Source organism: Streptomyces sp. NPDC096176, assembly GCF_044763255.1.
Lineage (GTDB): Bacteria > Actinomycetota > Actinomycetes > Streptomycetales > Streptomycetaceae > Streptomyces.
Window position 1 is genome coordinate 550,000 of sequence record NZ_JBIWFV010000001.1, and the last position, 24,989, is coordinate 574,988.

The 24,989-nt window shown below is 70.1% G+C and carries 21 protein-coding genes and 1 pseudogene; 9 read left to right on the top strand and 13 right to left on the bottom strand.

From position 1 onward, the window contains the following. The first annotated feature begins 264 nt into the window (after positions 1-264). Positions 265-2,496 carry a transglycosylase domain-containing protein gene (locus tag ACIQ7Q_RS02720; protein ID WP_403855528.1) on the top strand — a complete coding sequence of 744 codons (2,232 nt, stop codon included), beginning with the start codon at positions 265-267 and terminating at the stop codon, positions 2,494-2,496. Between the two features lie 77 nt (positions 2,497-2,573). Here the strand turns inward: ACIQ7Q_RS02720 and ACIQ7Q_RS02725 are convergent, their stop codons facing one another. The 4 genes from ACIQ7Q_RS02725 to ACIQ7Q_RS02740 all read right to left on the bottom strand — a co-directional run bounded on the left by ACIQ7Q_RS02725 (position 2,574) and on the right by ACIQ7Q_RS02740 (position 8,555). Next, on the bottom strand, positions 2,574-4,469 hold the full coding sequence (locus tag ACIQ7Q_RS02725) for a SpoIIE family protein phosphatase (RefSeq protein ID WP_403855530.1): 1,896 nt from the start codon (positions 4,467-4,469) through the stop codon (positions 2,574-2,576). 336 nt (positions 4,470-4,805) lie between these two features. Continuing rightward, on the bottom strand, positions 4,806-5,483 hold the full coding sequence (locus tag ACIQ7Q_RS02730; RefSeq protein WP_403855532.1) for a DUF402 domain-containing protein: 678 nt from the start codon (positions 5,481-5,483) through the stop codon (positions 4,806-4,808). A gap of 55 nt (positions 5,484-5,538) precedes the next feature. After that, positions 5,539-7,038: a glycosyltransferase family 39 protein gene (locus ACIQ7Q_RS02735; RefSeq protein WP_403855534.1), complete on the bottom strand. Its 1,500-nt coding sequence runs from the start codon at positions 7,036-7,038 to the stop codon at positions 5,539-5,541. A gap of 122 nt (positions 7,039-7,160) precedes the next feature. Then, positions 7,161-8,555, bottom strand: a complete 1,395-nt coding sequence (locus ACIQ7Q_RS02740) for a class II fumarate hydratase (RefSeq protein WP_403855536.1) — start codon at positions 8,553-8,555, stop codon at positions 7,161-7,163. A 106-nt stretch (positions 8,556-8,661) separates the two neighbouring features. Between ACIQ7Q_RS02740 and ACIQ7Q_RS02745 the strand changes: the two genes are divergently transcribed. Then, positions 8,662-10,197, top strand: coding sequence for a ricin-type beta-trefoil lectin domain protein (locus tag ACIQ7Q_RS02745; protein ID WP_403855538.1), 1,536 nt, complete (start codon positions 8,662-8,664; stop codon positions 10,195-10,197). Between the two features lie 27 nt (positions 10,198-10,224). Here ACIQ7Q_RS02745 and ACIQ7Q_RS02750 read toward each other — a convergent pair whose 3' ends face one another. Continuing rightward, positions 10,225-10,512 (bottom strand): GntR family transcriptional regulator, encoded by a 288-nt coding sequence (locus ACIQ7Q_RS02750; RefSeq protein ID WP_403855540.1) that lies wholly within the window; start codon positions 10,510-10,512, stop codon positions 10,225-10,227. Positions 10,513-10,674: 162 nt separating this feature from the next. On the opposite strand from ACIQ7Q_RS02750, the gene ACIQ7Q_RS02755 reads away from it, so the two are divergent. Next, entirely contained in the window at positions 10,675-11,022 is a 348-nt protein-coding gene (locus tag ACIQ7Q_RS02755) for a hypothetical protein (RefSeq protein WP_403855542.1), read from the top strand. A gap of 476 nt (positions 11,023-11,498) precedes the next feature. On the opposite strand, the gene ACIQ7Q_RS02760 is transcribed toward ACIQ7Q_RS02755, so the two are convergent. Next, positions 11,499-13,202, bottom strand: coding sequence for a fumarate hydratase (locus ACIQ7Q_RS02760; RefSeq protein WP_403855544.1), 1,704 nt, complete (start codon positions 13,200-13,202; stop codon positions 11,499-11,501). Positions 13,203-13,537: 335 nt separating this feature from the next. On the opposite strand from ACIQ7Q_RS02760, the gene ACIQ7Q_RS02765 reads away from it, so the two are divergent. Beyond that, positions 13,538-14,200, top strand: coding sequence for a DUF1707 domain-containing protein (locus ACIQ7Q_RS02765; RefSeq protein WP_403855546.1), 663 nt, complete (start codon positions 13,538-13,540; stop codon positions 14,198-14,200). A gap of 154 nt (positions 14,201-14,354) precedes the next feature. Beyond that, on the top strand, positions 14,355-14,708 hold the full coding sequence (locus ACIQ7Q_RS02770; RefSeq protein WP_403855548.1) for a WhiB family transcriptional regulator: 354 nt from the start codon (positions 14,355-14,357) through the stop codon (positions 14,706-14,708). Between the two features lie 81 nt (positions 14,709-14,789). Here ACIQ7Q_RS02770 and glpX read toward each other — a convergent pair whose 3' ends face one another. After that, a complete protein-coding gene (glpX, locus tag ACIQ7Q_RS02775) occupies positions 14,790-15,821 on the bottom strand; it encodes a class II fructose-bisphosphatase (RefSeq protein ID WP_356629476.1) in 1,032 nt (343 codons plus the stop codon). Positions 15,822-15,955: 134 nt separating this feature from the next. Here glpX and ACIQ7Q_RS02780 point away from each other — a divergent pair, with 134 nt between their 5' ends. Beyond that, on the top strand, positions 15,956-16,534 hold the full coding sequence (locus ACIQ7Q_RS02780; RefSeq protein WP_403856401.1) for a DUF4245 domain-containing protein: 579 nt from the start codon (positions 15,956-15,958) through the stop codon (positions 16,532-16,534). A 223-nt stretch (positions 16,535-16,757) separates the two neighbouring features. On the opposite strand, the gene ACIQ7Q_RS02785 is transcribed toward ACIQ7Q_RS02780, so the two are convergent. From ACIQ7Q_RS02785 to ACIQ7Q_RS02800, 4 genes and pseudogenes are all read right to left on the bottom strand, one after another. Beyond that, entirely contained in the window at positions 16,758-17,348 is a 591-nt protein-coding gene (locus tag ACIQ7Q_RS02785) for a malonic semialdehyde reductase (protein WP_403855550.1), read from the bottom strand. A 148-nt stretch (positions 17,349-17,496) separates the two neighbouring features. Then, complete coding sequence (locus ACIQ7Q_RS02790; RefSeq protein ID WP_356629472.1) at positions 17,497-17,733, bottom strand: exodeoxyribonuclease VII small subunit; 237 nt, start codon at positions 17,731-17,733, stop codon at positions 17,497-17,499. 54 nt (positions 17,734-17,787) lie between these two features. Next, complete coding sequence (gene xseA, locus ACIQ7Q_RS02795; RefSeq protein ID WP_403855553.1) at positions 17,788-18,996, bottom strand: exodeoxyribonuclease VII large subunit; 1,209 nt, start codon at positions 18,994-18,996, stop codon at positions 17,788-17,790. Between the two features lie 62 nt (positions 18,997-19,058). Next, positions 19,059-19,643: pseudogene (locus tag ACIQ7Q_RS02800) on the bottom strand (amino acid permease); the annotation flags it as partial. A gap of 57 nt (positions 19,644-19,700) precedes the next feature. On the opposite strand from ACIQ7Q_RS02800, the gene ACIQ7Q_RS02805 reads away from it, so the two are divergent. Next, positions 19,701-20,705, top strand: a complete 1,005-nt coding sequence (locus tag ACIQ7Q_RS02805; protein ID WP_403855555.1) for a 4-hydroxy-3-methylbut-2-enyl diphosphate reductase — start codon at positions 19,701-19,703, stop codon at positions 20,703-20,705. 116 nt (positions 20,706-20,821) lie between these two features. Further along, entirely contained in the window at positions 20,822-21,562 is a 741-nt protein-coding gene (gene ppgK, locus ACIQ7Q_RS02810; RefSeq protein WP_403855557.1) for a polyphosphate--glucose phosphotransferase, read from the top strand. A 52-nt stretch (positions 21,563-21,614) separates the two neighbouring features. On the opposite strand, the gene ACIQ7Q_RS02815 is transcribed toward ppgK, so the two are convergent. Further along, positions 21,615-22,184 (bottom strand): DUF6542 domain-containing protein, encoded by a 570-nt coding sequence (locus tag ACIQ7Q_RS02815; protein WP_403855559.1) that lies wholly within the window; start codon positions 22,182-22,184, stop codon positions 21,615-21,617. Positions 22,185-22,408: 224 nt separating this feature from the next. Between ACIQ7Q_RS02815 and ychF the strand changes: the two genes are divergently transcribed. Continuing rightward, positions 22,409-23,497, top strand: coding sequence for a redox-regulated ATPase YchF (ychF, locus tag ACIQ7Q_RS02820; RefSeq protein ID WP_403855561.1), 1,089 nt, complete (start codon positions 22,409-22,411; stop codon positions 23,495-23,497). 213 nt (positions 23,498-23,710) lie between these two features. On the opposite strand, the gene ACIQ7Q_RS02825 is transcribed toward ychF, so the two are convergent. Then, a complete protein-coding gene (locus tag ACIQ7Q_RS02825; RefSeq protein ID WP_403855563.1) occupies positions 23,711-24,982 on the bottom strand; it encodes a carotenoid oxygenase family protein in 1,272 nt (423 codons plus the stop codon). Positions 24,983-24,989 lie beyond the last annotated feature (7 nt).

The window sequence follows — 24,989 nt, forward strand, 5'->3', positions numbered from 1 at the left end:
TCCGGTCGAGCAGTGCGTTTCTAGCATAGTGATATCACTTTTTCGGGCGTCGCAACCCTCTGAGCCGTTCGTGAGTCGGTTCCATGAGACAAGGTGCTGATTCTCACGTCCGGAAAAGAACGGATCGATGCCTCTTTGTCTGTACGACCGGTGTTAGCTTTCTGAGCTGGTTCGGGCTGGTCACCGGTCAGACACGTCACCGGACACACACCTACACGTCACCGGACACATACCTAGTGGGCGACAGAGCGGAGCAACGAAGCGATGGGCCGAGCGGAAGCGCGACAGGCCCGGCAGCGCGGTGCGCGCCGGGCGAGGAAAGCAGGGCCCTCGGGCATACGCCGCTTCTTCACGTTCAGGAAGATCCTCGGCACGTTCTTCGGTCTGTGCCTCCTGGCGATGGGCGCGTTCGTCGTGGCCTACATGCTCGTCCCGGTCCCCGAGGCCAACGCCGAAGCCAAGCTGCAGAGCAACGTCTACAAGTCCAGCGACGGCAGGATCCTTGCCCGGGAAGGCAAGCTCAACCGCGAGATCGTCGACCTGGAGAAGATCCCGACGGACGTCCAGTACGCCTTCGTCGCGGCTGAGAACAAGACCTTCTTCGAGGACTCCGGCGTCGACGTCAAGGGCACTCTGCGCGGTCTGAAGAACACCGTCACCGGCCAGGGCAAGCAGGGTGGCTCGACCATCACCCAGCAGTACGTCAAGAACTACTACCTGACGCAGGATCGGACGGTCACCCGCAAGCTCAAGGAGCTGGTGATCTCGCTGAAGGTCGACCGGAACAAGGACAAGAGCGAGATACTCGCCGGTTACCTCAACACCAGCTACTTCGGCCGCGGCGCGTACGGCATCCAGGCCGCCGCCCAGGCGTACTACGGCGTCGACGCCGAGAAGCTGAACGTCGCTCAGGGGGCCTACCTGGCCTCGCTCGTCCAGGCCCCCAGCCGCTTCGACTGGGCCGTGGCCTCCGACGACACCAGGGAAGCGGTGACCAACCGCTGGAACTACGTGCTGAACAACATGGTCGAGGAGAGCTGGCTCGACAAGAGCACACGTGACGGCCTGAAGTTCCCGGTCCCCAAGGAGCCGAAGGCCGCGCCCGGCCTGAGCGGCCAGGCCGGCTACATCGTCGAGGCGGCCAAGGAAGAGCTGGCCGAGCAGGGCCTCGACAAGGCCGACCTCGACGCCGGCGGCTGGACGATCACCCTGAACATCGACTCCAAGCGCCAGAAGGCGCTGGAGAAGTCGGTACAGGAGCAGCTCGAGGACGACCTGGACCGCAAGGGCAACAAGGTGGACGCCACCGTGCAGGCCGGCGCGACCTCCGTCGACCCGAAGACGGGCAAGGTCGTCGCCCTGTACGGCGGTGTGAGCGCCACCGAGCACTGGTTCTCGAACGCCACCCGCCGCGACTACCAGCCCGCCTCCACTTTCAAGCCCGTTGTGTTCGCCGCCGCCCTGGACAACGGCTCCGAGACCCAGGACGGCAACCCGATCGGCCTGAACACGGTCTACGACGGCACCAGCAAGCGCCCGGTCGAGGGCATCGAGGGCCGTTACGCCCCGCAGAACGATCTCGGCAAGAGCTACGGCCCGGTGAGCGTCCAGACGTCTCTGAACCGGTCGATCAACTCGGCCTTCGCGCAGATGGCTGTGGACGTCGGCCTGGACGAGGTGAAGGACACCGCGCTCGAACTGGGCGTCCCGGACAAGAACTTCCCGGTGCGGCCGTCCATCGCGCTGGGCACGATGGGCGCCTCGACCTGGGACATGGCGGGCGTCTACGCCACCCTCGACAACCACGGCAAGAAGGTCACGCCCACGATCGTCGCCAAGGCCGAGCACAAGGACCGCGAGGTCGAACTCGAGGACCCCGTCGGCAGCCAGGTGATCAGCCGGGAGACGGCCGACACGGTGACCGCGGGCCTGACGGGCGTGGTGAAGAACGGCTCCGGCATCGCCGCGAAGTCGAGCGCCTACGAGGCGGCCGGCAAGACCGGCACCTCGGAGGACAACAAGTCCGCCTGGTTCGCGGGCTACACGCCCGAACTGGCCACCGTGGTGGCCCTGTTCGGAGAGTCCCCCAAGGACGGCGGCGGACAGGTGTCTCTCACCGGGACCGCGGAGGCCGGCCGGGCCAACGGCGGTGGCTTCCCCGCCAGGATCTGGGCCGACTACACGCTGGGCGCACTGAACGGCGGCTCGGACGCCGAGTTCGACCTGGAGGTCGCGGAGATCGCGACCCCCGATCCGACGCCCACGGAAACCGAGTCGGAGTCCGAGGACCCGAGCCCGACGCCCACGGAAACCGAGTCGGAGTCCGAGGACCCGAGCCCGACGCCCACGGACACCGAGACGGTGGGTCCGTCGCCGACGGACGTCCCGTCGCCGACGAAGACCGTCACCCCGCCGACCGGGACGTTCACGCCGCCCGTCGAGCCGGGCGAGGACGAAGCGGACCGGGACGAGAACCGGCGCCCGCTGCAACCCTGAGCGGACGCTCCTGAGAGCGCACACGACGGCGCCCGCACCCGAGAACCGGGTGCGGGCGCCGTTTCATGTCTGTCGCCTCAGGGCGTCTGCAGCTCGAACCAGACCACTTTGCCCGTCGACAGCCGCGTCGCGCCCCACCGGCGGGCGAGCCGGTTGACCAGGAACAGCCCTCGGCCGCCCTCGTCGGTGTCCCGCGCCCGCCGCTGCCTGGGCAGCTGCGGGGAGTCGTCGCCGACCTCGCAGCGCAGCACGTCGGTACGGAGCAGGCGCAGCGTCACCGGCCGCTCCGCGTACCGCACGGCATTGGTGACCACCTCGCTGACCAGTAGCTCCACCGAGTCGGAGAGGTCCTCCAGGCCCCAGCGGGCCAGCGCGCGCCGTGCGAGGCGCCGGGCGCGGCCGGGGGCGGCGTCCTCCGGCTCCAGGAACCAGTAGGCGACGTCGCTCGGGGCGATGCCGTCGAAGCGGGCCGCGAGGAGCGCGATGTCGTCGTCGCGGTCGCCGGGGCCCAGCATGTCCAGCACGTCGTCGCAGAGTGCCTCCAGCGGCGGCGAGTGGTCGGGGCCGGTCAGCTGCGCGGTCGCGGCGAGGCGCTCCCGCAGCTGCTCGATGCCCGTCCACACGTCACGCAGGCGCGACTCGACCAGCCCGTCGGTGTAGAGCAGCAGGGTCGCGCCGGCCGGGGCGTCCAGCTCCACGGCCTCGAAGTCCACCCCGCCGACGCCGATGGGCGCGCCGGGCGGCACGCGCAGCACCTCGGCCCGCCCGCCCAGGTGCAGCAGGATGGGCGGCGGATGCCCCGCGTTGGCGATGGTGATGCGGTGCGAGACGGGGTCGTACACCGCGTACAGGCAGGTGGCCATGCGGTCGGTGCCGAGGCGTTGGGCCTGCTCGTCCAAGTGGTGCAGGACCTCTTGGGGCGGCAGGTCGAGGCCGGCCAGGGTCTGCGCGGTGGTGCGCAGCTGGCCCATGATCGCGGCGGATGTCATGGAGTGGCCCATGACGTCGCCCACCACCAGTGCCACACGGCTGCCGGGCAGCGGGATCGCGTCGTACCAGTCGCCGCCGACGCGGGCCGTCTCCGCCGCCGGCAGGTAGCGGGAGGCGAGCCGGACGCCGGTCGGCTGCGGCAGGGAGTCGGGCAGCATCGTGCGCTGCAGCTCGTCGGCGATGTACGCCTCGCGCCCGTACAGCACGGCCTTGTCGATGCCGAGAGCCGTATGGGTCGCCAGCTGGGCCGCGACCAGCAGATCGTTCGGCTCGAAGGCGGGCCGGTCGGGGCGGCGCAGGAAGACCGCGGCGCCGATCACCCGGCGGCGACCGCGCAGCGGGGCGAGTATCGCGCGGTGGCCGCTCGGCACGGAACGTCCGTCGCCGAGCAGCTCGGGCAGGGCGGCGCGTGCCGCGGCGGAGTCGCCGAAAACCGGCCGGACCCCGCGCAGCACCTCGGACAGCGCCCCTCCGGAGCGGACCTCGCACAGCTCGGCGGCCGGCGTGGGCTCGGTTCCCGCGTCCAGCAGCGGCATGGCCGTGACCAGGCCCTGGTCCGCGTCGTCAGCGCTCAAACGCAGCCTGTCGGTTCGGCGCAGCCGCAGCACGAACGGCGAGACGGGGCGCTCGTCGCCCACCGGCAGCGGGTCGCGCAGATAGACCAGGATCGCGTCGGAGAACGTGGGGACGGTGGCCCGGCACAGCCCGAGAACGATCTCGTCGAGGTCGATGCCGCGTGCGATCCGGCGCGTGGCGGCCCCCACGAAACGCAGCCGGTCGCCCTCGCGTCTCGCGGTCCCCGCGATGTCCTGGGCCTGCAACTGCGCGGCATGGACCTGTGGCTGCGTCTGGGGCTGCGGCTTCGGCGGCGGCCCGGCGGGCGAGGGCGAGGCCCCGGCCGCCTGCGCCCGCGGCCGGGTGCGTTCGTGCGACCGGGCAGCCAGGGGCTGTCGGCCTTCGTGGGAGGTGGGATGCTCCGTCACGCGTGGGATTCCGTCCATCCGGGCCGGTTGTGCGATGCAATCGCCTCGTGGGGCGGTATACCCGCTCTGGGGGTGACGTCGACAGGGTGGCGGGCTTCCGGCACAGCTCAACCCCCTGTTGTGACTGACTCGTGATGTCTCTCGCGAGACGCTCGATGACTGGACGCTCTGTGACTAACGGACGACTTGCTGTCGGGCCCTGCGCTCCTGCTCCCTCGTGCGGCGCAGCCTTGCGGACGACGATCCTACGTTTGACCCCAGGGGGCGCATCAAGAGTCTCACGAGGTCGTATACGCCGGAGCGTGTTCCCGGCGGGATTCGGCCAGACCCCCCGGATCAGGCCGCACGCCGCGTCGGAAGCCGGTCCCAGTCGGCCGGAAGGGCAGGTACTTGCCACCTCGGGTCGGGGCGCCAGAGCTCCCAGCGGTCGCGGAACGGCGCACCCCAGGAGCGGATCACCTCGACCGCGGCCCGCCCCGCCTCCCGTACTCCCCGGGCCGTTTCCGCGTCCATCAGGCCGACGCGCTGAGCCTGGTCGAACTCGTCCTCGTCCCGCCACAGCCAACTGCGGTCGGGGTACACGGAGATGTCGAGATAATGGTCCTCCGAGTCGACCCCGCCTGCCCAGCGCGTGTGGGGTTCCTCGAGGTTGACGTACCAGCTGCGGAACTGCCAGGCGGGCTCCCAGAAGAGCCAGACCGACCAGGGCACGCCGGGCTGTGCCAGCTTGAGCACGCCGTTCCCGCTCCAGCGGGTACGGGCGGTGGTGCGGGGGGCCGTGTAGCGGGTGGCCAGCGGCTCCTCGTGCAGCGGGGTGCCGTCGGCGAGCAGCGGCTTCACGCACTCGGTGCCGGGCGCCATCCACACGGCGAGCAGTTCGTCGGTGTCCTGGACGACGGTCACGGGCCGGCAGATGTGGAAGGCGTCGCCGGCCGGATCCGCGGCATGGCCGCGATAGCGCCAGAGGATGTGCTCCCCTGGCGCCCAGCGCCGAAAACCGTTCGATCCTGTCATGCGGAGATCCTAAGCCGGGGCTCGGACTCCTGCCGCGGTGCGGCTCACGTCCGGATCAACGGGGCTTGCGGACATGGAGCTCGACGGTCACACCGGTGTGCTGGACCGAACCCGCAGGCTTGAACTCGGCACGCAGCACCTTGGCTTGAGCGGCGGCGATCGAAGCGAGCGGAGCGGGTGTGCGGCCTTCCACTACCACCCAGACGCGCTTCTCGGATCCAAGGCACTGTGCCGGGTCGGGGCAGTCCATGGAATACAGATCGTCCCGGACGGCGCCCGGGACGACCAGCGTCTCGCGCAGCTTCTTGTCGTCGGGGAGGTAGTAGCGGACCCCTCCGCCGAGCATCCAGGCGTAGCCCCTGCCGAAGACGACCGCGTCACCCGGGAGGTGGTACTTCGCGATGGTCCCGGCGGCCGACTCATAGTCCACCCGGTGGGGGACGTCGTGCTCGTACTGCTCCCGCATCTGCTCGTGGTCGGGCAGGGCGAACAATGCGAGCAGGAACAGGGCGGCGATCGCGGCGCCCCCGGACCGCGTCACCGACGCGAGGCCGGCACCGGCCAGCATCGCCCAGGCCGGCAGCGTGAACAGCGCGTACTGGTAGCGGAAGTAGGACACCTCCCCTTGAGAGGCGATCCAGATCTCGAGGAAGGGCAGGACGGCCAGGGCGGCGCACAGCAGCAGACCCTCGCGGCGCTCGCTGCGTGCCAGGACGGCGAGGACGAACACAGCCCCGGCGCACAGGCCCGACGCGAAGATCTGCGGACCGATCTCGAGAAGACTCCACAAGGTCGGCTCGGGAACCCAGAACAACTGCCGGTCGTCGTGCGACAGGCCCAGGGCGATGACCGGTGTGACGCAGGCCGTGCCGACGAAGGCGGCCAGGACGAACGACCAGAGCACCCGCGGTTCGGTGTATCGGGCGCGCGCGAGGACCAGGACGGCGTGCGCCGCCACGATGGTCAGGGCGACGAGATGCAGCAGTCCGATGCAGGCCAGGCACGCGGCGTACGCCCCCCAACGCCACGCACTGCGGTGCGCGTCCAGGGCCCGCAGCAGCAGCAGGGTCGCCAGGGTCGCGGCGAGGACGACCAGCGCGTATCCACGGGACTCCTGGCCGAAGCGGCTCACGGCGGGGACGATGGCGAACAGCAGCCCGGCGCAGAGCCCGGCACGCGCGCCGAACAGCCGGCGGCCCGTCAGCGCCACGAGGCTGGCCGCCGCGGCCATGGCGAGCGCCGAGGGAGTGCGCATGGCGGTGGGCGAGTCCCCGAAGACGGTCATCCACCCGTGCATGAACAGGTAGTACGTGCCGTGCACCGCGTCCACGTTGTGCAGGGTGGCCATGATCTGACCCGTGCTGCGGCGAGCCACTTCCCAGGTCGCCAGCTCGTCGTTCCCCATCACCGGCTCGTTGATCTTGTACATCGTCGCGGCGAGCGTGATCAGCACAGGCCACAGCCACAGCGTGATCTGCCGCTTGACCGGTTGCTGTTGCGGCTCTGCGGGCTGGGCTTCGTCCGGCAGCTGGGCCGGTGGGGAGAGAATCGCCATGGCACAGCCATAGCCCGCCCGCCGAGGCCCGTGGTGGGAGCCACGGATGACTCAGGCCGGGATTCGCCCAATCGGGCCTGTCCGGCGCGGCCGCGAGCCCGGCAGGATCCGGACAAGAGGTCCTAGGGGTGGGTCATACGCAGTACGTCCAAGGCCTCGTCCAGCTGCTCCAGCGTCAACTCGCCCCGCTCCACGTACCCCGACTCGAGCACCACCTCGCGGATCGTCTTCCGTTCGGCGAGTGACTTCTTGGCGACCTTGGCCGCCTCCTCGTACCCGATGTACTTGTTGAGCGGCGTGACGACCGACGGGGACGACTCCGCGTACTCGCGGGCCCGTTCGGCATCGGCGGTGATGCCGTCGACGGTGCGGTCCGCCAGCAGGCGCGAGGCGTTGGCCAGCAGCCTGACCGACTCCAGCAGGTTCTTGGCGATCACCGGCAGCATGACGTTCAGTTCGAAGTTCCCGGCGGCGCCGGCCGCCGCGACGGTGGCGTCGTTGCCGGTGACCTGGGCGGCCACCATCAGCACCGCCTCGGGGATCACCGGGTTCACCTTGCCCGGCATGATGGACGAGCCGGGCTGGAGGTCCGGGAGGGCGATCTCGGCGAGGCCGGTGCGCGGCCCCGACGCCATCCAGCGCAGATCGTTGCAGATCTTGGTGAGCGAGACTCCGATCGTACGGAGCTGGCCCGAGGTCTCCACCAGGCCGTCGCGTGCGCCCTGCGCCTCGAAGTGGTCGCGGGCCTCGGTCAGCGGCAGCCCCGTCGCGCGCGCCACCTCGGCGATGACGGCCGGGGAGAAGCCGGGCGGTGTGTTGATGCCGGTCCCCACGGCGGTTCCTCCCAGGGGCAGTTCCGCCAGGCGCGGCAGCGAGGCATTGAGCCGCTCGATCCCGTATCGCACCTGCGCCGCGTAGCCGCCGAACTCCTGGCCGAGGGTGACGGGCGTGGCGTCCATCAGATGCGTACGGCCGGACTTGACGACCGCTGCGAACTCGGTCGCCTTGCGCTCCAACGAGGCGGCCAGGTGGTCCAGCGCCGGGATCAGGTCGTGGATGACGGCCGCGGTCGCGGCGATGTGGATGGACGAGGGGAACACGTCGTTGGACGACTGGGACGCGTTCACATGGTCGTTGGGGTGGACGTCACGGCCGAGCCGTTCGGTCGCGAGCGTCGCCAGGACCTCGTTGGTGTTCATGTTGGACGAGGTGCCGGACCCCGTCTGGAAGACGTCCACGGGGAAGTGCTCGTCCCAGCGGCCCTCCGCCACCTCCGCGGCCGCGTCAGCGATCGCCCGCGCGATGTCCGCGTCGAGGACGCCCAGTTCGGCGTTGACCTGCGCCGCCGCGGCCTTGATACGGGCGAGGGCCTCGATGTGCGAGCGCTCCAGACGCCAACCCGACACGGGGAAGTTCTCCACCGCCCGCTGGGTCTGCGCCCGCCACTTCGCGTGGGCGGGAACCCGCACCTCTCCCATGGAGTCGTGCTCGGTCCGGTACTCGCTCGCGTCGCTCATCTGTCGTACCTCCTGGAAAAGTTGAGCACTCGTCTTGTTCTGCCTATTCCCAACTGCGCTACCCGCCAGTAAATACCCCGAGTAACCACAACTCGGGGAGGCGCAATTGAAAGGCACCGGACCCAGACTTCGACTCCGCCGCACCTTCGCGGCCGCGGCCGCGTTGGCCACCGTCCTCGGTGGGCTCGCCGCGGCCACCCCCGCAGCCGCGGAGCCCGCCGGCTCCGCGGCCTTGCCGAAGGCCGCCGTACCCCTGCCGTCCGAACTCGAGGCGATCCGGGCGGCCGAGGCCACCGCGCTCTACGGCGACCCCGCTCAGCGCCCGCTCGACGACCGCAAGACAGGCCTGATCTCGCTCGGTGACAGCGAGATCTCCGGTGAGGGCGTCGGCACGTACGAGCCCGGCACCAACGGGCCCGACAACTGGTGTCACCGCTCGCCCGACGCCGCCATCCACCGCACCGGCATCGCGGCGGACGTCACCTACAACGTGTCCTGTTCAGGCGCCTCCACACCCAACATCCGCATCGGCGGCAGCAAGCAGCACGCCGACGAACTGGTCCAGAGCGACAACCTCGCCATCAAGGCACGCAACACCCGCATCAAGATGGTGCTGCTCGTCGCCGGCGCCAACGACGACCTCCAGTTCGGCTCCGTCATGACCGACTGCGTCACCCGGTACATCCTGTTCCAGGGCCCCTGCGCCCCCAAGTACGCCCCCGGCTGGCAGGCCCGCATCGACGGACTCGTTCCCAAGGTCGAGCAGACCGTGCGCGACCTGCGCACCGTCATGCACGACGCCGGTTACCAGGACAGCGACTACAAGCTGGTCGTCATGGGCTACCCGAGCCCCATCGGCCCCGACTTCCGCGACAACCCGAACTTCCCCGGCAAGCTGTTGTGCGGCGGGACGGGCTACGACTCCGACACCGTCTGGGGCCGCAACACCGCCGTTCCCACCTTCGAACGCGGCATGCGCGAGGCCGCACGCCGGACAGGAGCCGTGTACCTGGACAACTCCCGTCTCTTCCACGGCCATGAGGTCTGCTACCAGGACACCTGGGCCCGCGGACTGTACATCGACCTCGGCAACTTCCCGCCGGACTCCAACTCGGTGCGCCAGTCCTTCCACCCCAACATCCGCGGCCACGCGGCCTTCGCCTCGTGCCTGACCCAGATCTACAACTCCTCGCTGCGCGAGGCGAGCTGCGCGGACGTCAACTCCACGGGGAAGCCGGCGCTCTTCCCGCACGCCTGGGACGACGTCTACAAGCCGCTGCGGAACGAGGCGACCGGCAACTGCATGGACGTCAACGGCGCCACGAGCGCGAACGGCACCGGCGTGGTGGGCTGGGACTGCCACGGCGGCCGCAATCAGAACTGGTGGTACGACTCCGCGCGCGGAGCCGTCCACACGGAGCTGTCCCAGGACCGCTGCCTGGACGTCCCCGCCGGCGACTACCGGGCGGGCACGGCCCTGACCGTCTACGACTGCCACGGCGGCGCGAACCAGAAGTTCGTCCGGGACGGAGCCACGATCCGGCCGACGTCCGCGACGGGCGTCTGCCTGACCCAGGGCGCGGCGCACGAGCCCGTCCGTCTCCGGGCGTGCGACGGCTCCGCGAACCAGCGCTTCGCCTGACCGGGCCGTACGGCACCGCGCGCGGGGCTACGCCTCGGGCGCGGTGCCGTTCTTCCCGGCATCGGGGCTGACGTAGGAGCCCTTGCCGCGCACGGTGACGACGAGGCCGCGTTCCCGGAGCTCCTGCGTCGCCCGCCGGGCGGTGAGGCGAGCGACGCCGTACTCCTCGGCCATGCGGTTCTCGGAAGGGATCGGGCGGTCGGGTGCGAGGGCGCCCGAGGCGATCTGCTGGGCGATGACGTTGGCCAGCTGGACGTAGAGAGGGGTGGCGCTCCTCGGGTCCAACACCTTGTCCGACGCGGAAGTGTCGCTCATATGTCCAACGTAGAGCGGTGTCCATCTCCACGTATGGGTGGATCCCTCTGTACTTGTATACAGAGGACTATAAGGCGCAGTACCGTCGTGCTCAGTGAAAGACCCCGGCGAGGTGGCTAGACCTCCCGGGGCACGGCCACCAACTAAGTAGGAGTTGATGACGTGCGGAACCTTATCGCGCGCGCACTGGGCCGGGTCCTGATCCCGGTCCTTCTCCCTCTGCTGATGCTCACGCTGCCTGCCACCGGCAGGCACCGCGAGACGCCGTCCCGGCAGACCCGCCCCGCACCCCGGCCCAGGCCACTTCGCGTTCCCGCCCGGCGGCGGTCCCCCTACGCCCGGGAGCAGGCGACATTCCTCGACGGCGCCCGCTCGCCGCTCGTCCGCCCGTACCTCGCGGACCATTCCTGTGCGGCCGCGCAGCGCAGGCGGCGGCGGGCGTTGTGGCTGGCCACGGTCGGGGTGGACATCGACCACCGCGACATCCACGCCGTCGGCGCCGCCCGATGAGCCGGGGAGTGTCGGGCCGCTGCGGGGCGCGGCGGTCCGTGTTCGCCGTCGCCGCCGTGGTGCGGCCGGTGTGTGCAGGGTCGGTCTGCGTCCTGGCCGAGGGGCACAGGGGTCCGCATCACGACCGGGCCGGGGATGCCTGGTGGGTGACACCCGAGATCGCCGACGCGGTGAGCGTGTCCCTGTTGGCCCACGCGCTGGCGGAGGCGTTCGGGCGGCGGCCGGGGGAGGAGCAGTGAGCGCCGAGGCGGTGTCCGAACCCGGATTCCGGTCGCCGCGCTGCATCGTGGGCCGCCACGACCGTTGCCGGGATCACGTGACGCCAGACAGTGGCGTACCCGGTGTGCGGCACCTGGTGTGCGACTGCCTCTGCCACGCCCCGGGCCAGGTCGCTGCGGAGGGGGACAGCAGGTAAAAGACGGGGACAGCAGGTAAAAGAGGGAGAGCCCCCGAGGGGGCTCTCCGTCCAGGGTCGGCTACGCGAGCCCCGGCCCGCGCACCGGGATCGACGTGAACGTCGGCGCCGGCGCCGGCTCCGTGAAGAAGTCGTTGCCCTTGTCGTCGACCACGATGAACGCCGGGAAGTCCTCGACCTCGATCTTCCAGACCGCTTCCATGCCGAGCTCCTCGTACTCGACGACCTCGACCTTCTTGATGCAGTCCTGCGCGAGGCGAGCGGCCGGGCCGCCGATCGAGCCGAGGTAGAAGCCGCCGTGCGTGCCGCACGCGTCGGTCACCTGCTTCGAGCGGTTGCCCTTCGCCAGCATGATCTTGGAGCCGCCGGCCGCCTGGAACTGCTCGACGTAGGAGTCCATCCGGCCGGCCGTGGTCGGGCCGAAGGAGCCGGACGCGTAGCCTTCCGGCGTCTTGGCCGGGCCGGCGTAGTAGACCGGGTGGTCCTTCAGGTACTGCGGCATCTCCTCGCCGGCGTCCAGCCGCTCCTTGATCTTGGCGTGCGCGATGTCGCGGGCCACGACCAGCGGGCCGGTCAGCGAGAGCCGGGTCTTGACCGGGTACTTGGACAGCTCGGCCAGCATCTCGTCCATCGGCCGGTTGAGGTCGATACGCACGACACCGGGTCGATCAGCGTCTTCGCCGCGGACGGACTCGTCCGAGAGGTGCTCGTCCGTGGTGTCCGGCAGGAAGCGCGCCGGGTCCGTCTCGAGCTGCTCGAGGAAGACACCCTCGGCCGTGATCTTCGCGACGGCCTGGCGGTCGGCCGAGCAGGAGACGGCGATGGCGACGGGCAGCGAGGCGCCGTGCCGCGGCAGGCGCACCACGCGGACGTCGTGGCAGAAGTACTTGCCGCCGAACTGGGCGCCGATGCCGAGCTTCTGGGTGAGCTCGAAGACCTTCTTCTCCAGCTCCTCGTCGCGGAAGCCGTGACCGAGCTCCGAGCCCTCGGAGGGCAGCTCGTCCAGGTAGTGCGCGGAGGCGTACTTCGCGGTCTTCAGGGCGAACTCGGCGCTGGTGCCGCCGACGACGATCGCCAGGTGGTACGGCGGGCAGGCGGCCGTGCCGAGCGAACGGATCTTCTCCTCCAGGAACTTCATCATGCTCGCCTCGTTGAGGACGGCCTTCGTCTCCTGGTAGAGGAAGGACTTGTTGGCGCTGCCGCCGCCCTTGGCCATGAAGAGGAACTTGTAGGCGCCGCCGTCGGTCGCGTAGAGCTCGATCTGCGCCGGGAGGTTGGAGCCGGTGTTCTTCTCCTCCCACATGGTGAGAGGTGCCATCTGCGAGTACCGGAGGTTCAGCTTCGTGTACGCGTCATAGATGCCGCGCGACAGTGCTTCCTCGTCGCCGCCCTGGGTGAGGACGTTCTGGCCGCGCTTGCCCATGACGATCGCCGTGCCGGTGTCCTGGCACATCGGGAGCACACCGGCGGCGGCGATGTTCGCGTTCTTCAGCAGGTCCAGCGCGACGAACTTGTCGTTGGACGACGCCTCGGGGTCGTCGATGATGCGCCGCAGCTGCGCCAGGTGCGCGGGCCGGAGGTAGTGCTGGATGTCGTGGATCGCCTCTGCCGCGAGCTTGCTCAGGGCCTCGGGCTCGACCTTGAGGAAGGTGCGTCCGTCGGCCTCGAAAGTGGAGACACCGTCGGCGGTCACCAGCCGGTACGGCGTGGTGTCCTCGCCCAGCGGGAGCAGATCCGTATACGCGAACTCCGGCATTTCGCCCATTCCTCACTTCACAGACAGCAGCGTGCCTCCGTTGGCAGCGCCATCCAGCGTAAGACTCCCGCGCGGCCCGGATCCTGTGAGGTAAGGCTCACTTATCGGACCGGGCCGCCATTTCCCGGACCGGGGCCGCGCGGGAGCGCGGAGCGCCTCTGCGGCCCGTGCGCCACGGGGTGACCGTCGCCGTCAGTCGTCGACAACTCCCGCGCCGCGGCGGGTTCCCGCCTGGCCGGTTCTCGACGGCCGCGGGTGCGCCGCCGTCGAGAACCGGCAGCGGCGAAACGACGCACCCGCAGCAGGCCTGGTCGCGATCTATCGCGTTTCGCTAGGCTGGTGACGTGGACCTCGAGAAGCAGCCCCAGAAGCCGGCCGCCCCCCTGGACCCGGCCGGCGCCATCCGCGCATCCGACGCCGACCGCGACCGGATCGCGGACATCCTCAGGGACGCCCTGGCCGAGGGCCGGCTGGACGCCGAGGAGCACTCGGAGCGCATCGACGCCGTCTACCGGGCCAAGACGGTGGGCGAGCTCGAGCCGATCGTGAGCGACCTGCCCGCCGCCGGCCGGCGGTCCGACACCGCGGCCCTGCGCGCCTACGAGGACGATGCGCCCGCCGGCCCCGCGGAGAACCTGGTCGCGGTCTTCTCCAGCTCGACCCGCAAGGGCCGCTGGCGTGTCGGCCGCAGGACCAACGCCTTCTCGCTGTTCGGCAACATCGAGATCGATCTCACCGAGGCGCTCTACGGGCAACGACTCTCGGTCATCAACGCAACCTCCATTTTCGGCAACGTCGAGGTGCGGGTGCCGGAGAACATCTCGCTGCGCGGCAGTGGGACCGGCTTCTTCGGGAACTTCGAGGTCGTGACACTGGAAGCCGCCGATCCCGAGGCGCCCGTGGTCGTCGTCAACGGCTACTCGGTTTTCGGCAATGTCGAGGCCAAGCCGAAGCGCGGTCGGCGCATCTCCGATCTGCACGACCGCTTGCGCAAACACCTGGGGTGACGGCCCTGCTCCGGGGGCGCTTTTTCGCCGCGAGCGCCGATACGCAATTCCGTGCGTCGGAACTCAGTGCCACTCAGTGCATAGGCGTGCGCACAGCGGGTAGGGACTGCTGCATCGTCTCTCGCTCGCGAATCCCCGTCGTCAGGAGTAGACCGTGCTGCAACTGCCGCATCAGTCCTTGCAGGTGGCCGCCGTTCCGCACCAGCGCATTCCTGCCCGGGAGGATCAGGCAGGCCCCTGGCACGCGGAGGCGGTGTGCCGCCGTGACGAGGCGGGCCTGTTCTTCGCCCCGTCCAAGGAGCCGACGGCCGAGCGTCTGTCGCGTGAGGAGTCGGCCAAGCGGGTCTGCGCCCGCTGCCCGGTGATGGTCGAGTGCCGCGAGCACGCGCTGCTCCAGCCCGAGCCGTACGGAGTGTGGGGCGGCCTCACCGCCGCCGAGCGCCGCGTGGTGCTGGCGCGCCGCAGGCGCCGCGAGATCGATCTCAAGAAGTCCGCGTCGGCGGCCTGACAGGACGTACGCACGGAAACGGGGCGCCCCGCACAAGGGCGCCCCTTCCGTTTGCCGCACTTCGCGGCGGTGTCTGCTCGCCTACTTCGCGCGGTCGAAGTCGATCTGGCTGTAGGCCCGGAGCTTCGACAGCCGGTGCGTGGAGTCGATCTGCCGGATCGTGCCCGACTTGGAGCGCATGACCAGGGACTGCGTGGTTGCCGTCTCCGCGCGGTAGCGGACGCCGCGCAGCAGCTCGCCGTCCGTGATTCCGGTGGCGACGAAGAAGACGTTCTCGCCGGAGACCAGGTCGTTCGTGCTCAGCACACGGTCCAGGTCGTGGCCCGCGTCGAGGGCGCGCTGCCGCTCCGCGTCGTCCTTCGGCCACAGCTTGCCCTGGATGACACCGCCCAGGCACTTGATCGCGCAGGCCGAGATGATGCCCTCGGGGGTGCCGCCGACGCCCAGCAGCAGATCGACGCCGGTTCCCTCCTTGACCGCCATGATCGAGCCGGCGACGTCGCCGTCGGAGATGAACTTGATGCGCGCGCCGGTCTCGCGGATCTCCTTGACGATCCCCTCGTGCCGGGGGCGGTCCAGGATGACGACCGTGACGTCCTCGGGCGAGGAGTGCTTGGCCTTGGCGACGCGCCGGATGTTGACGGAGACGGGGGCGTTGATGTCGACGTAGTCGGCGGCCTCCGGTCCGGTGACCAGCTTGTCCATGTAGAAGACGGCGGACGGGTCGAACATGGTGCCGCGGTCGGCGGCGGCCAGGACGGCGATGGCGTTGGGCATGCCCTTGGCCGTCAGCGTGGTCCCGTCGATCGGGTCGACGGCGATGTCGCACTCGGCGCCGGTTCCGTCACCGATCCGCTCGCCGTTGAACAGCATCGGGGCCTCGTCCTTCTCGCCCTCACCGATGACGACGACGCCGTTCATCGAGACGGTGGAGACGAGCGTACGCATGGCCTTGACCGCGGCGCCGTCGGCGCCGTTCTTCTCGCCACGGCCCACCCAGCGGCCCGCGGCCATGGCGGCGGCCTCGGTGACGCGGACGAGTTCGAGGGCGAGGTTGCGGTCGGGGGCCTCGGGGGAGACCTCGAGCGGGGACGGCAGATGATGCTCGGTCATCGGAGCGCACCTTTCTGTACGACGACGGCCGTAATAAGAGGGTGGGGCGACTCTATCGGTACGTCGACAAAATGAGCAGAGGGGGCCACGTTTGAGCATGACCGGCGGATGCGAACATGGTGGACGTGGCAGGTATGCGAGGCAAGCAGACGATCCGGAACATGTTCCAGTCCTTGGCGGTGGTCGGCGTGGTCGTGGCGGGCATCTACACGCTCGTCCCGCACGACGAGAACGCCGACCCGATCAGGACGGTCGACTACCGCGTGGAGCTGGTGACGGCACAGCGGGCCGCACCGTACCCGGTGGCCGTGCCGGAGGGGCTGGGCAAGGAGTGGCGGCCGACGTCGGTCACCTTCCGACGCGAGGACGCCCATGCGTGGCACCTCGGCTACCTCGACCCGAGTGACCAGTACGTGGCGGTGGAGCAGTCCACGGCGAAGCCCGCCGACAAGTACATCCGCAAGGTCACTCACGAGGCGGCCAGGACGGAGCAGACCCGGCAGGTGGACGGTGAGGCCTGGCAGGTGTGGAAGGGCCCCAAGTACAACGCACTGGTGCTGACGGCCGACGGCGCGACGACGGTGATCACCGGCACGGCGACCCAGGACCGGCTGGCGGAGATGGCCGAGTCGCTCACGTCGCAGGAGCCGGGCGGCGCGGCGTCGGCGGCGCCGTCGGCGAAGCCGTCCGTGCAGCCTTCCGCCGGGTCCTGACCTTCCGGTCGGCGGAGCCTCCGCCGGGTCCTGACCCCGGTCGGCGAATCCTTCCGCCGGGTGGCCCCCGGCCGGCATTCTCCTCCGGCTCTGTCCCGTCTTTCCGTCCTCCGCGGGACTCCGGGGTACCTGCCGTCCGGGGGAGCACCGGTACCTATGGCGAAGGCCGCCGCGCCCTTTCGGGTGCGGCGGCCTTTCGCGTGGGCGCGTGGGCGCGTGGCACTCAGACGGTGGTGACGACCTCGTCGTACGACAGGCGCGGGGAACGCGGGAACCATGCGTCGTCGCCGGGCTTGCCGATGTTGACGACCATCAGCGGGGCGTGGTCGTCGTCCAGGAACTCCTTCTGGATGCCGGCGGCGTCGTAGCCCGTCATCGGGCCGGCGGCCAGGCCGGCGGCGCGGACGCCGACGATGAAGTACGCGGCCTGCAGCGCGGCGTTCAGGCCGGCGGCCTGCTCGCGGACCGGGCGCTCGCTGAAGAACATGTCCTTGGCCTGGGGGAAGTGCGGCAGCAGGGCCGGGAGCTCCTCGTGGAACTCGATGTCGGCGGCCAGGATCGCGACCAGCGGCGCGGAGGCGGTCTTGGCCTGGTTGCCCTCGGCCATGTGACCGACGAGGCGCTCGCGTGCCTCGGTGGAGCGGACGAGCACGACGCGCAGCGGAGTCTGGTTGAAAGCGGTCGGGCCGTACTTGACCAGGTCGTAGATCGCCTGGACCTGCTCCTCGGTCACCGGCTCGTCGGTGAACGTGTTGGCGGTGCGGGCCTCACGGAAGAGGAGGTCCTGGGCGGCGGGGTCAAGAACGAGGGACATCAGACGAGCCTTCCGGAGTGCAACGGGGGGGCGGTGCTATGAGCAACGACTTCACCGTACGACGGTTTAGGTTAACGTTCAACTAAATCCGGCCCTCGGTGATCCGACTCACAAGCCCGCCCATCACCCCGATCGCCGCCCGGGCCGCCTACGCGTCGTCCTCGGCCTCGTCCTGCGCCTCCGGCTTCGCCAGCGCCGCGTCCAGCCGCGCGCGTGCACCCTCGAGCCAGTGACGGCACACCTTCGCCAGTTCCTCGCCGCGCTCCCACAGCGCCAGCGACTCCTCGAGCGTCGTGCCGCCCGCCTCCAGGCGTCGTACGACCTCGATCAGCTCGTCCCGGGCCTGCTCGTAACCGAGCGCAGCCTCTTCCGTCTTGGCAGCCATGCATTCCACCCTATGTAGGAGATACGACAACAAAACCGGCGGTCGCCGCAGGTGTCACTCCGCGACCCGCACCGCGAACTCGCCCTCCGCGACCCGCGCCCGCAGCCCCTCGCCGGCATCTACCTCGTCCGGGGAGCGCACCACCGCCCCGTCGGCGCGCTGCAGCACCGCGTACCCGCGCTCCAGCGTCGCCGCCGGGGAGAGCGAGACCACCCGCGCCCGGGTGTGCGCCAGCTCCGAGTCCGCCCGGTCCAGCAGATGCCCCAGCACCCGCCGGCTCCGGGCCACCAGCGCCTCCACCTCCGCCTCGCGCTCGTCGACCATCCGCTGCGGATGCTCCATGCACGGCCGGGCCAGCGCATGGGCGAGACCGCGCTCCTCCCGGTCCAGCAGCCCTTGGACGGTGCGCAGCGCCCGGTCCCGCAACTGCCGTACCCGGTCCAGCTCCTCGCCCACGTCGGGCACGACCTTCTTCGCGGCGTCCGTCGGCGTCGAGGCCCGCAGATCGGCGACCAGGTCCAGCAGCGGGGAGTCCGGCTCGTGCCCGATGGCCGACACCACCGGCGTCGCGCACGCCGAGACCGCCCGCACCAACTGCTCGTCGGAGAACGGCAGCAGGTCCTCGACGCTGCCGCCACCCCGCGCCACGACGATCACGTCGACGTCGTCCAGCTCGTCCAGCTCCTTGACGGCCTGGACGACCTGCGCCACGGCGTGAACGCCCTGCACCGCCACGTTCCGCACCTCGAAGCGGACGTGCGGCCAGCGCCTGCGCGCGTTCTCCAGTACGTCGCGCTCGGCCGCGGACGCCCGCCCGCACACCAGGCCCACCCGGTGCGGCAGGAACGGCAGCGGCTTCTTGCGCTCCGGCGCGAACAGCCCCTCCGCGCCGAGCATCCGCTTCAACTGCTCCAGCCTGGCCAGCAGTTCACCGATGCCCACCGGCCTTATCTCCACCGCCCGCAGCGACAGCTGCCCCCGGGGCGCGTACCACTCCGGTTTGGCGTGGACCACCACCCGGGCGCCCTCCGCCACCACGTCGGCGACCGCGTCGAAGACCTGCCGGAAGCAGGTGACGCTCACGGAGATGTCGTACGAGGGATCGCGCAGCGTCATGAAGACGACGCCGGCGCCCGGCCGGCGCGACAGCTGCGTGATCTGCCCCTCCACCCAGACCACGCCGAGCCGTTCGATCCAGCCACCGATGAGCCGTGACACCTCGCCGACCGGCAGGGGGGATTCCGCGGACGTGTTGAGAGCCATACGGGCGAGCGTAACGGCCACATCCGACATCCCGGCCCCGGCGCGAAGCGCCGGCCCGGCTGCTACCACCCCGCGCCCGGGAGTCCCTCGCGCCGCCCCCACTGCACCGACAGCACGATCAGCCCCACCCCCAGCCACACCACGCCCACCACCTGCGCCGACCCCGCCGCCTCCGCGATCACCGCGAGGAGCACGCCCACGCCCAGCACCGGCACCACCAGATGTCGCAGCCAGTCCGGAGTGCCGTCCATCCGGCGGACCACGAACCAGCCGATCACGCTCGCGTGCAGCAGCACGAACGCGCTGAGCGCGCCGATGTCGACCACCGAGACCAGATGGTTCAGGCCGTCGTCCCGCCGCGCCGCCGACACCGCCGCCACCATGGTCACCGTCACGGTCACCGTCAGCTGGAGCGCGAGCCGCGGCACGCCCGAGTCCGTGCGTGCCAGTACGTGCGGCAGCCGTCGGTCCCGCGCCATCGCGAACAGCAGTCGCCCGGCTGCCGCCTGCCCGGCCAGCGCCGCGAACGCCGCTCCGATCGCCTTGCTCACCGCCACCAGGTCGTGCAGCCACGGGCCCACGGACGCGTCGACGGCGTCGTAGAACGCCGAACCCTGCCGAGCCGGTTCGGCGGCCGGCTGGCTCGCGTAGCGCCCAGTCTGCTGCCGGTGGCGGATCAAGCGGCTCATCGACGCGGCCTTACGATGGGGGGCATGACTGCTACGCCTCCTGCCCGACGCGTCCTCCTCGCCGCCCCCCGCGGCTACTGCGCAGGTGTGGACCGTGCCGTGATCGCCGTGGAGAAGGCCCTGGAGCAGTACGGGTCGCCCATCTTCGTCCGCCACGAGATCGTCCACAACAAATACGTCGTGCAGACCCTCGAGCGGAAGGGCGCGATCTTCGTCGACGAGACCGCGGAGGTCCCCGAGGGATCGATCGTCATGTTCTCCGCGCACGGAGTGGCGCCGACCGTGCACCAGGAGGCCGCCGAGCGGAAGCTCGCGACGATCGACGCGACCTGCCCGCTGGTCACCAAGGTCCACAAAGAGGCCGTGCGGTTCGCGAACGAGGACTACGACATCCTCCTGATCGGACACGAGGGCCACGAGGAGGTCATCGGCACCTCGGGCGAGGCCCCCGACCACATCACGCTGGTCGACGGCCCGGACGACGTGGCGAACGTCGAGGTCCGCAACCCCGACAAGGTCGTCTGGCTCTCCCAGACCACCCTCTCCGTCGACGAGACGATGGAGACCGTCGACGCCCTCAAGACGAAGTTCCCCGGCCTTGTCTCGCCCCCGAGCGACGACATCTGCTACGCCACGCAGAACCGCCAGATCGCCGTCAAGCAGATGGGCGCGGAGGCGGACCTGGTCATCGTCGTCGGCTCCAAGAACTCCTCGAACTCGGTCCGTCTCGTCGAGGTCGCCCTCGGCGCCGGCGCCCGCGACGCCCATCTCGTCGACTTCGCGGAGGAGATCGACGAGGCATGGCTCGACGGCGTCTCCACGGTCGGCGTCACGTCGGGCGCGTCCGTGCCGGAGGTCCTGGTCGAGGGCGTGCTGGAGTGGCTCTCGAAGCGCGGCTTCGAGGACGTCGAGATCGTGAAGGCGGCCGAGGAGTCGATCACGTTCTCGCTGCCGAAGGAGCTCCGCAGGGACCTGCGCGCGGAGGCCGCCGCGCTGTCCGACAAGGCCTCCGGAGAGTAGCCGCCGCGCTGTCCGCGCAGCCGTCCGGGAAGCAGCCGACGTGCTGTCCGGCAAGCCGTCCGGGCAGTAACGGTCAGTGCCTCCCTTTCACGCCGAGCACCTCTAACGTGGTGTCCATGAACGTCTTCGGAGTGGACATCGGTGGATCCGGGATCAAGGGCGCTCCCGTGGATCTGGAGCGCGGCGATCTCGTAGAGGAGCGCCATAAGATCCTGACCCCGCACCCCTCGACGCCGGACGCCGTGGCCGACGGCGTCGCGGAGGTGGTCGGTCACTTCGGCTGGACCGGCCCGGTCGGCATCACCTTCCCCGGAGTGGTCACGAGCGGCATCACCCGCACCGCGGCGAACGTGGACAAGGGCTGGATCGACAAGGACGCCGCCTCGCTGCTCGTCGACCGCCTCGGCGGCCTGCCCGTCACGATCCTGAACGACGCCGACGCGGCGGGTGTGGCGGAGATGACGTTCGGGGCGGGGCGCGGCCGCAAGGGCACCGTCATCCTGCTGACGTTCGGCACGGGCATCGGCAGCGCCGTCTTCATCGACGGCCGACTGGTCCCCAACACAGAGCTGGGCCACCTCGAACTGCACGGCCACGACGCGGAGACGCGTGCGTCGACGAAGGCCAAGGAGGACGAGGACCTCAGCTGGGCGCACTGGGCACGGCGGGTGCAGAAGTATCTGGCGCACGTGGAGATGCTGTTCTCGCCCGAGCTGTTCATCGTTGGCGGCGGTGTGAGCCGCAAAGCGGAGAAGTTCCTGCCGCTGATCGAGGACGTGAGGGCGGAGATCGTCCCGGCGGGGCTGCAGAACAACGCGGGCATCGTGGGCGCGGCGATGGCGGCGGCGAGGCCCTAGCCCAGGCCCGTCCGCCCACCTGTACCCGTCCGCCCACCTGTAGGGGAGGCGCTCAGTCGCGACGGGCGGTCCCGGCGGGGCCCTGCGGTCCTCGCCCGCGGCGCGGCCGCCGGGTCATCGCCCGTACCTTCCGTACGCAGGTGATGAGCCCGGCCACCAGCGTCCCGCCGTACAGCCAGCCCGCGTGCACGGCCAGCGACGTCACCACGGCCATCGTCTGGCCTCCGATGCCGCCGGTGCCGCCGGAGATCGGCACGATCCCGACGGCGAAGGCGATCGGCACGATGATCGGTGCGATGACCACGTCGGCCTCGCGCACCCAGAGCGCCGTCAGCGCGCTGACCGGCAGGAACAGCAGCCCGTAGACGATCGCGGAGCCGTCGAGCAGCAGCTGGTCCAGACTGCCCAGCCCCAGCATCGTCGCCGCGCCGAAGAGCCCGGCGCCGAGCCCCGTCAGCCGTGGGTTCGGCAGCCGGCGCAGGGCGAGCACCAGCGGCGGAACGGGCCGCGGCGGGCGGGCCGGCACCGGGTAGACGGTGGCATCGGCGAGCTTGCTCGGCGCGGATACGGGGTTCTGCGGCCGCTGCTGCGGCTCGGGCCGGCCTGTCCTGTGCTGCTCCACCCGCACAACGTAGGTCGCGGGGAGGGAGGAAACCGGCACTAGACACGCCCTTTGGACGACCTTGGGGCTGCGTTCGACCCCGGGCGGCCGTAGCGGGGCTCCGTGGGCCGTCGCAGGTCCGCTCGGCCCGCCCGTAAACTGGTGGATCGGCCCCCACCCTCACCGGGCTGTACGGCCCGCCAGTCCTTCACTCTCCACACTCTCCACGTCAGGAAGTCGCCAACGTGTCGCTCACGATCGGAATCGTCGGTCTGCCGAATGTCGGCAAGTCGACCCTGTTCAACGCCCTGACCAAGAACGACGTGCTGGCGGCCAACTACCCGTTCGCCACCATCGAGCCGAACGTGGGCGTCGTCGGGGTGCCCGACTCCCGCCTCGCCGTCCTCGCGGGCATCTTCGGCTCCCAGCGGACCCTCCCCGCCACGGTCGACTTCGTCGACATCGCCGGCATCGTGCGCGGCGCGAGCGAGGGCGAGGGCCTCGGGAACAAGTTCCTGGCGAACATCCGAGAGTCGGACGCGATCTGCCAGGTCATCCGCGCCTTCAAGGACGAGAACGTCGTGCACGTCGACGGCAAGATCTCGCCGAAGGACGACATCGAGACGATCAACACCGAGCTGATCCTCGCGGACCTGCAGTCGGTGGAGAAGGCCGTCCCGCGTCTGACGAAGGAGTCCCGCCTCCAGAAGGACAAGGTCGCGGTTCTCGCGGCGGTCGAGTCGGCCCAGAAGATCCTCGAATCCGGCCAGACCCTCTTCTCGGCGGGCATCACCAAGGGCACCGAGCAGGGTGACCTGCTCCACGAGCTCCACCTGCTGACCACCAAGCCCTTCCTCTACGTCTTCAACGTCGACGAGGACGAGCTGGTCGACGAGGACTTCAAGAACGAGCAGCGTGCCCTGGTCGCCCCGGCGGAGGCGATCTTCCTCAACGCGAAGATCGAGTCCGAGCTGATCGAGCTGGACGACGACGAGGCACTGGAACTCCTCCAGTCCATGGGCCAGGAAGAGCCCGGCCTCGCCACCCTGGGCCGCGTCGGCTTCGACACCCTGGGCCTCCAGACCTACCTCACGGCAGGCCCGAAGGAGACCCGCGCCTGGACCATCAAAAAGGGCGCGACGGCCCCCGAGGCGGCCGGTGTGATCCACACCGACTTCCAGAAGGGCTTCATCAAGGCAGAGGTCATCTCCTTCGCCGACCTGGTCGAAACCGGCTCGGTGGCGGAGGCCCGCGCGAAGGGCAAGGCGCGCATGGAGGGCAAGGACTACGTGATGCAGGACGGGGACGTGGTGGAGTTCCGCTTCAACGTGTAGCGGCCGACGTATCACCACGTCGCTGATCTGGCAAACATGCAGGTCAGAAAGGGCCCGACTCTTCGGAGTCGGGCCCTTTGCTTTTTCCCGTGCTGGGATGGTGCTGGGATAGCTGACCCCTCGTCACCTGTCATAACCCTTTCAGGGATCGGGGGGCTGGTGCGGGGCAGGGTCGGGGGACGGAGTTTGGTCCCCCGACCCGGACGGCGGGGTTCAGTTGTCGTCGGCGTCGGCGTCCGTGTCGGGGATCCAGGAGCCGTGGATGCCGCCGGTGACCCGGCGTGGGAGGTGGACGGTGGCGATCCGGTCGAGACCGGAGGCGTCCAGGACCAGGAGCTGGGAGGCGACCTGCTTGAGGTCGGAGACGACCGTGAGCAGGTAGCCGTCGTCCTCACGGGTGGCGCCGGCGGCGGGTACGAACACGGCCTCGCTGGGCAGGCGGGCGTCGCCGGCCTGGTGGATGCGGCGGGCGCCGGTGGTGCGGTCGTACTTGACGATGCCGTAGCCGCCGTAGCCGTTCTGGTCGGGGAAGGAGACCGCGTACTGGTAGCGGTGCTCGGTGCCGAGGAAGTCCTCGTTGAGGGTGGGGAATTCGACGGCGAGGTCGTCGATGATCTGCTCGGAGATGCTGCCGGCGGCCAGGTCGATCACCCAACGGCGGTTGTACGAGCGGGTGTTGGGCTCGCTGCTGCGGCCGGGGGCGCCGACCCACCAGTTCCAGGAGAGCTGGAAACCCTCCCGGTCCACGGTCGGGCCCTCCAGGACTATGCGGCCCTGGGCGTCCTCGTAGGCGTTGCCGGTGTGCAGCATGTTGCCGGGCTCGACGGGGAACCAGCGGATCTTCTCCGCGCCCCGCGGGCCCCGCGGCATCACGCCGATCCGGGCGGGCTGAGCGTCGTTCCAGCCGTAGGGGATGCCGGAGTGCTCGTTCGGGTCGAAGGTGACCGTGCCCTCGACGAAGACGATGTGGTTGCGGGTGAGGGCGAAGTCGTGCTTGAGGGAGGCCGTGGCCCCGGGAATCTCGGCGCTGTGGGTGATCTCGCCCTTGGTGTCGGCCACGTAGTACATCAAGTACGGCGGGAAGGGCGAGGAGCCGAAGAAGTGCAGCTCCCCGGTGACCGGGTCGGTCTTGGGGTGGGCCGTCATCGCGCTGCGCAGCTTGCCGTCGAAGTCGTAGGCGCCGACGGTGTCCAGCTCCGGGGTGAGTTCGAAGGGGAAGTTCGCCTCGCACAGGGCGAGCAGGCGTCCGGCGTGCTCGATGACGTGGGTGCCTGCGGTGCTGGCGGTCAGGTCCGGGCCGTGCTCGGTCATGTAGGGGGCGCCGTCCAGGGCGGGGGTGTGCACCCAGCGGTTGCGGTACCACTCGGCGCGGCCCTCCAGCGCCGAGCAGTTTGCCGGAGAGGACGTCGTCGGGGTGGGTAGCGGCGCGCTGGGCTCGCATGGCGGCGACGGTGGCCAGGGCGATGCCGACGCCGAGCCCGGCACCCAGGAG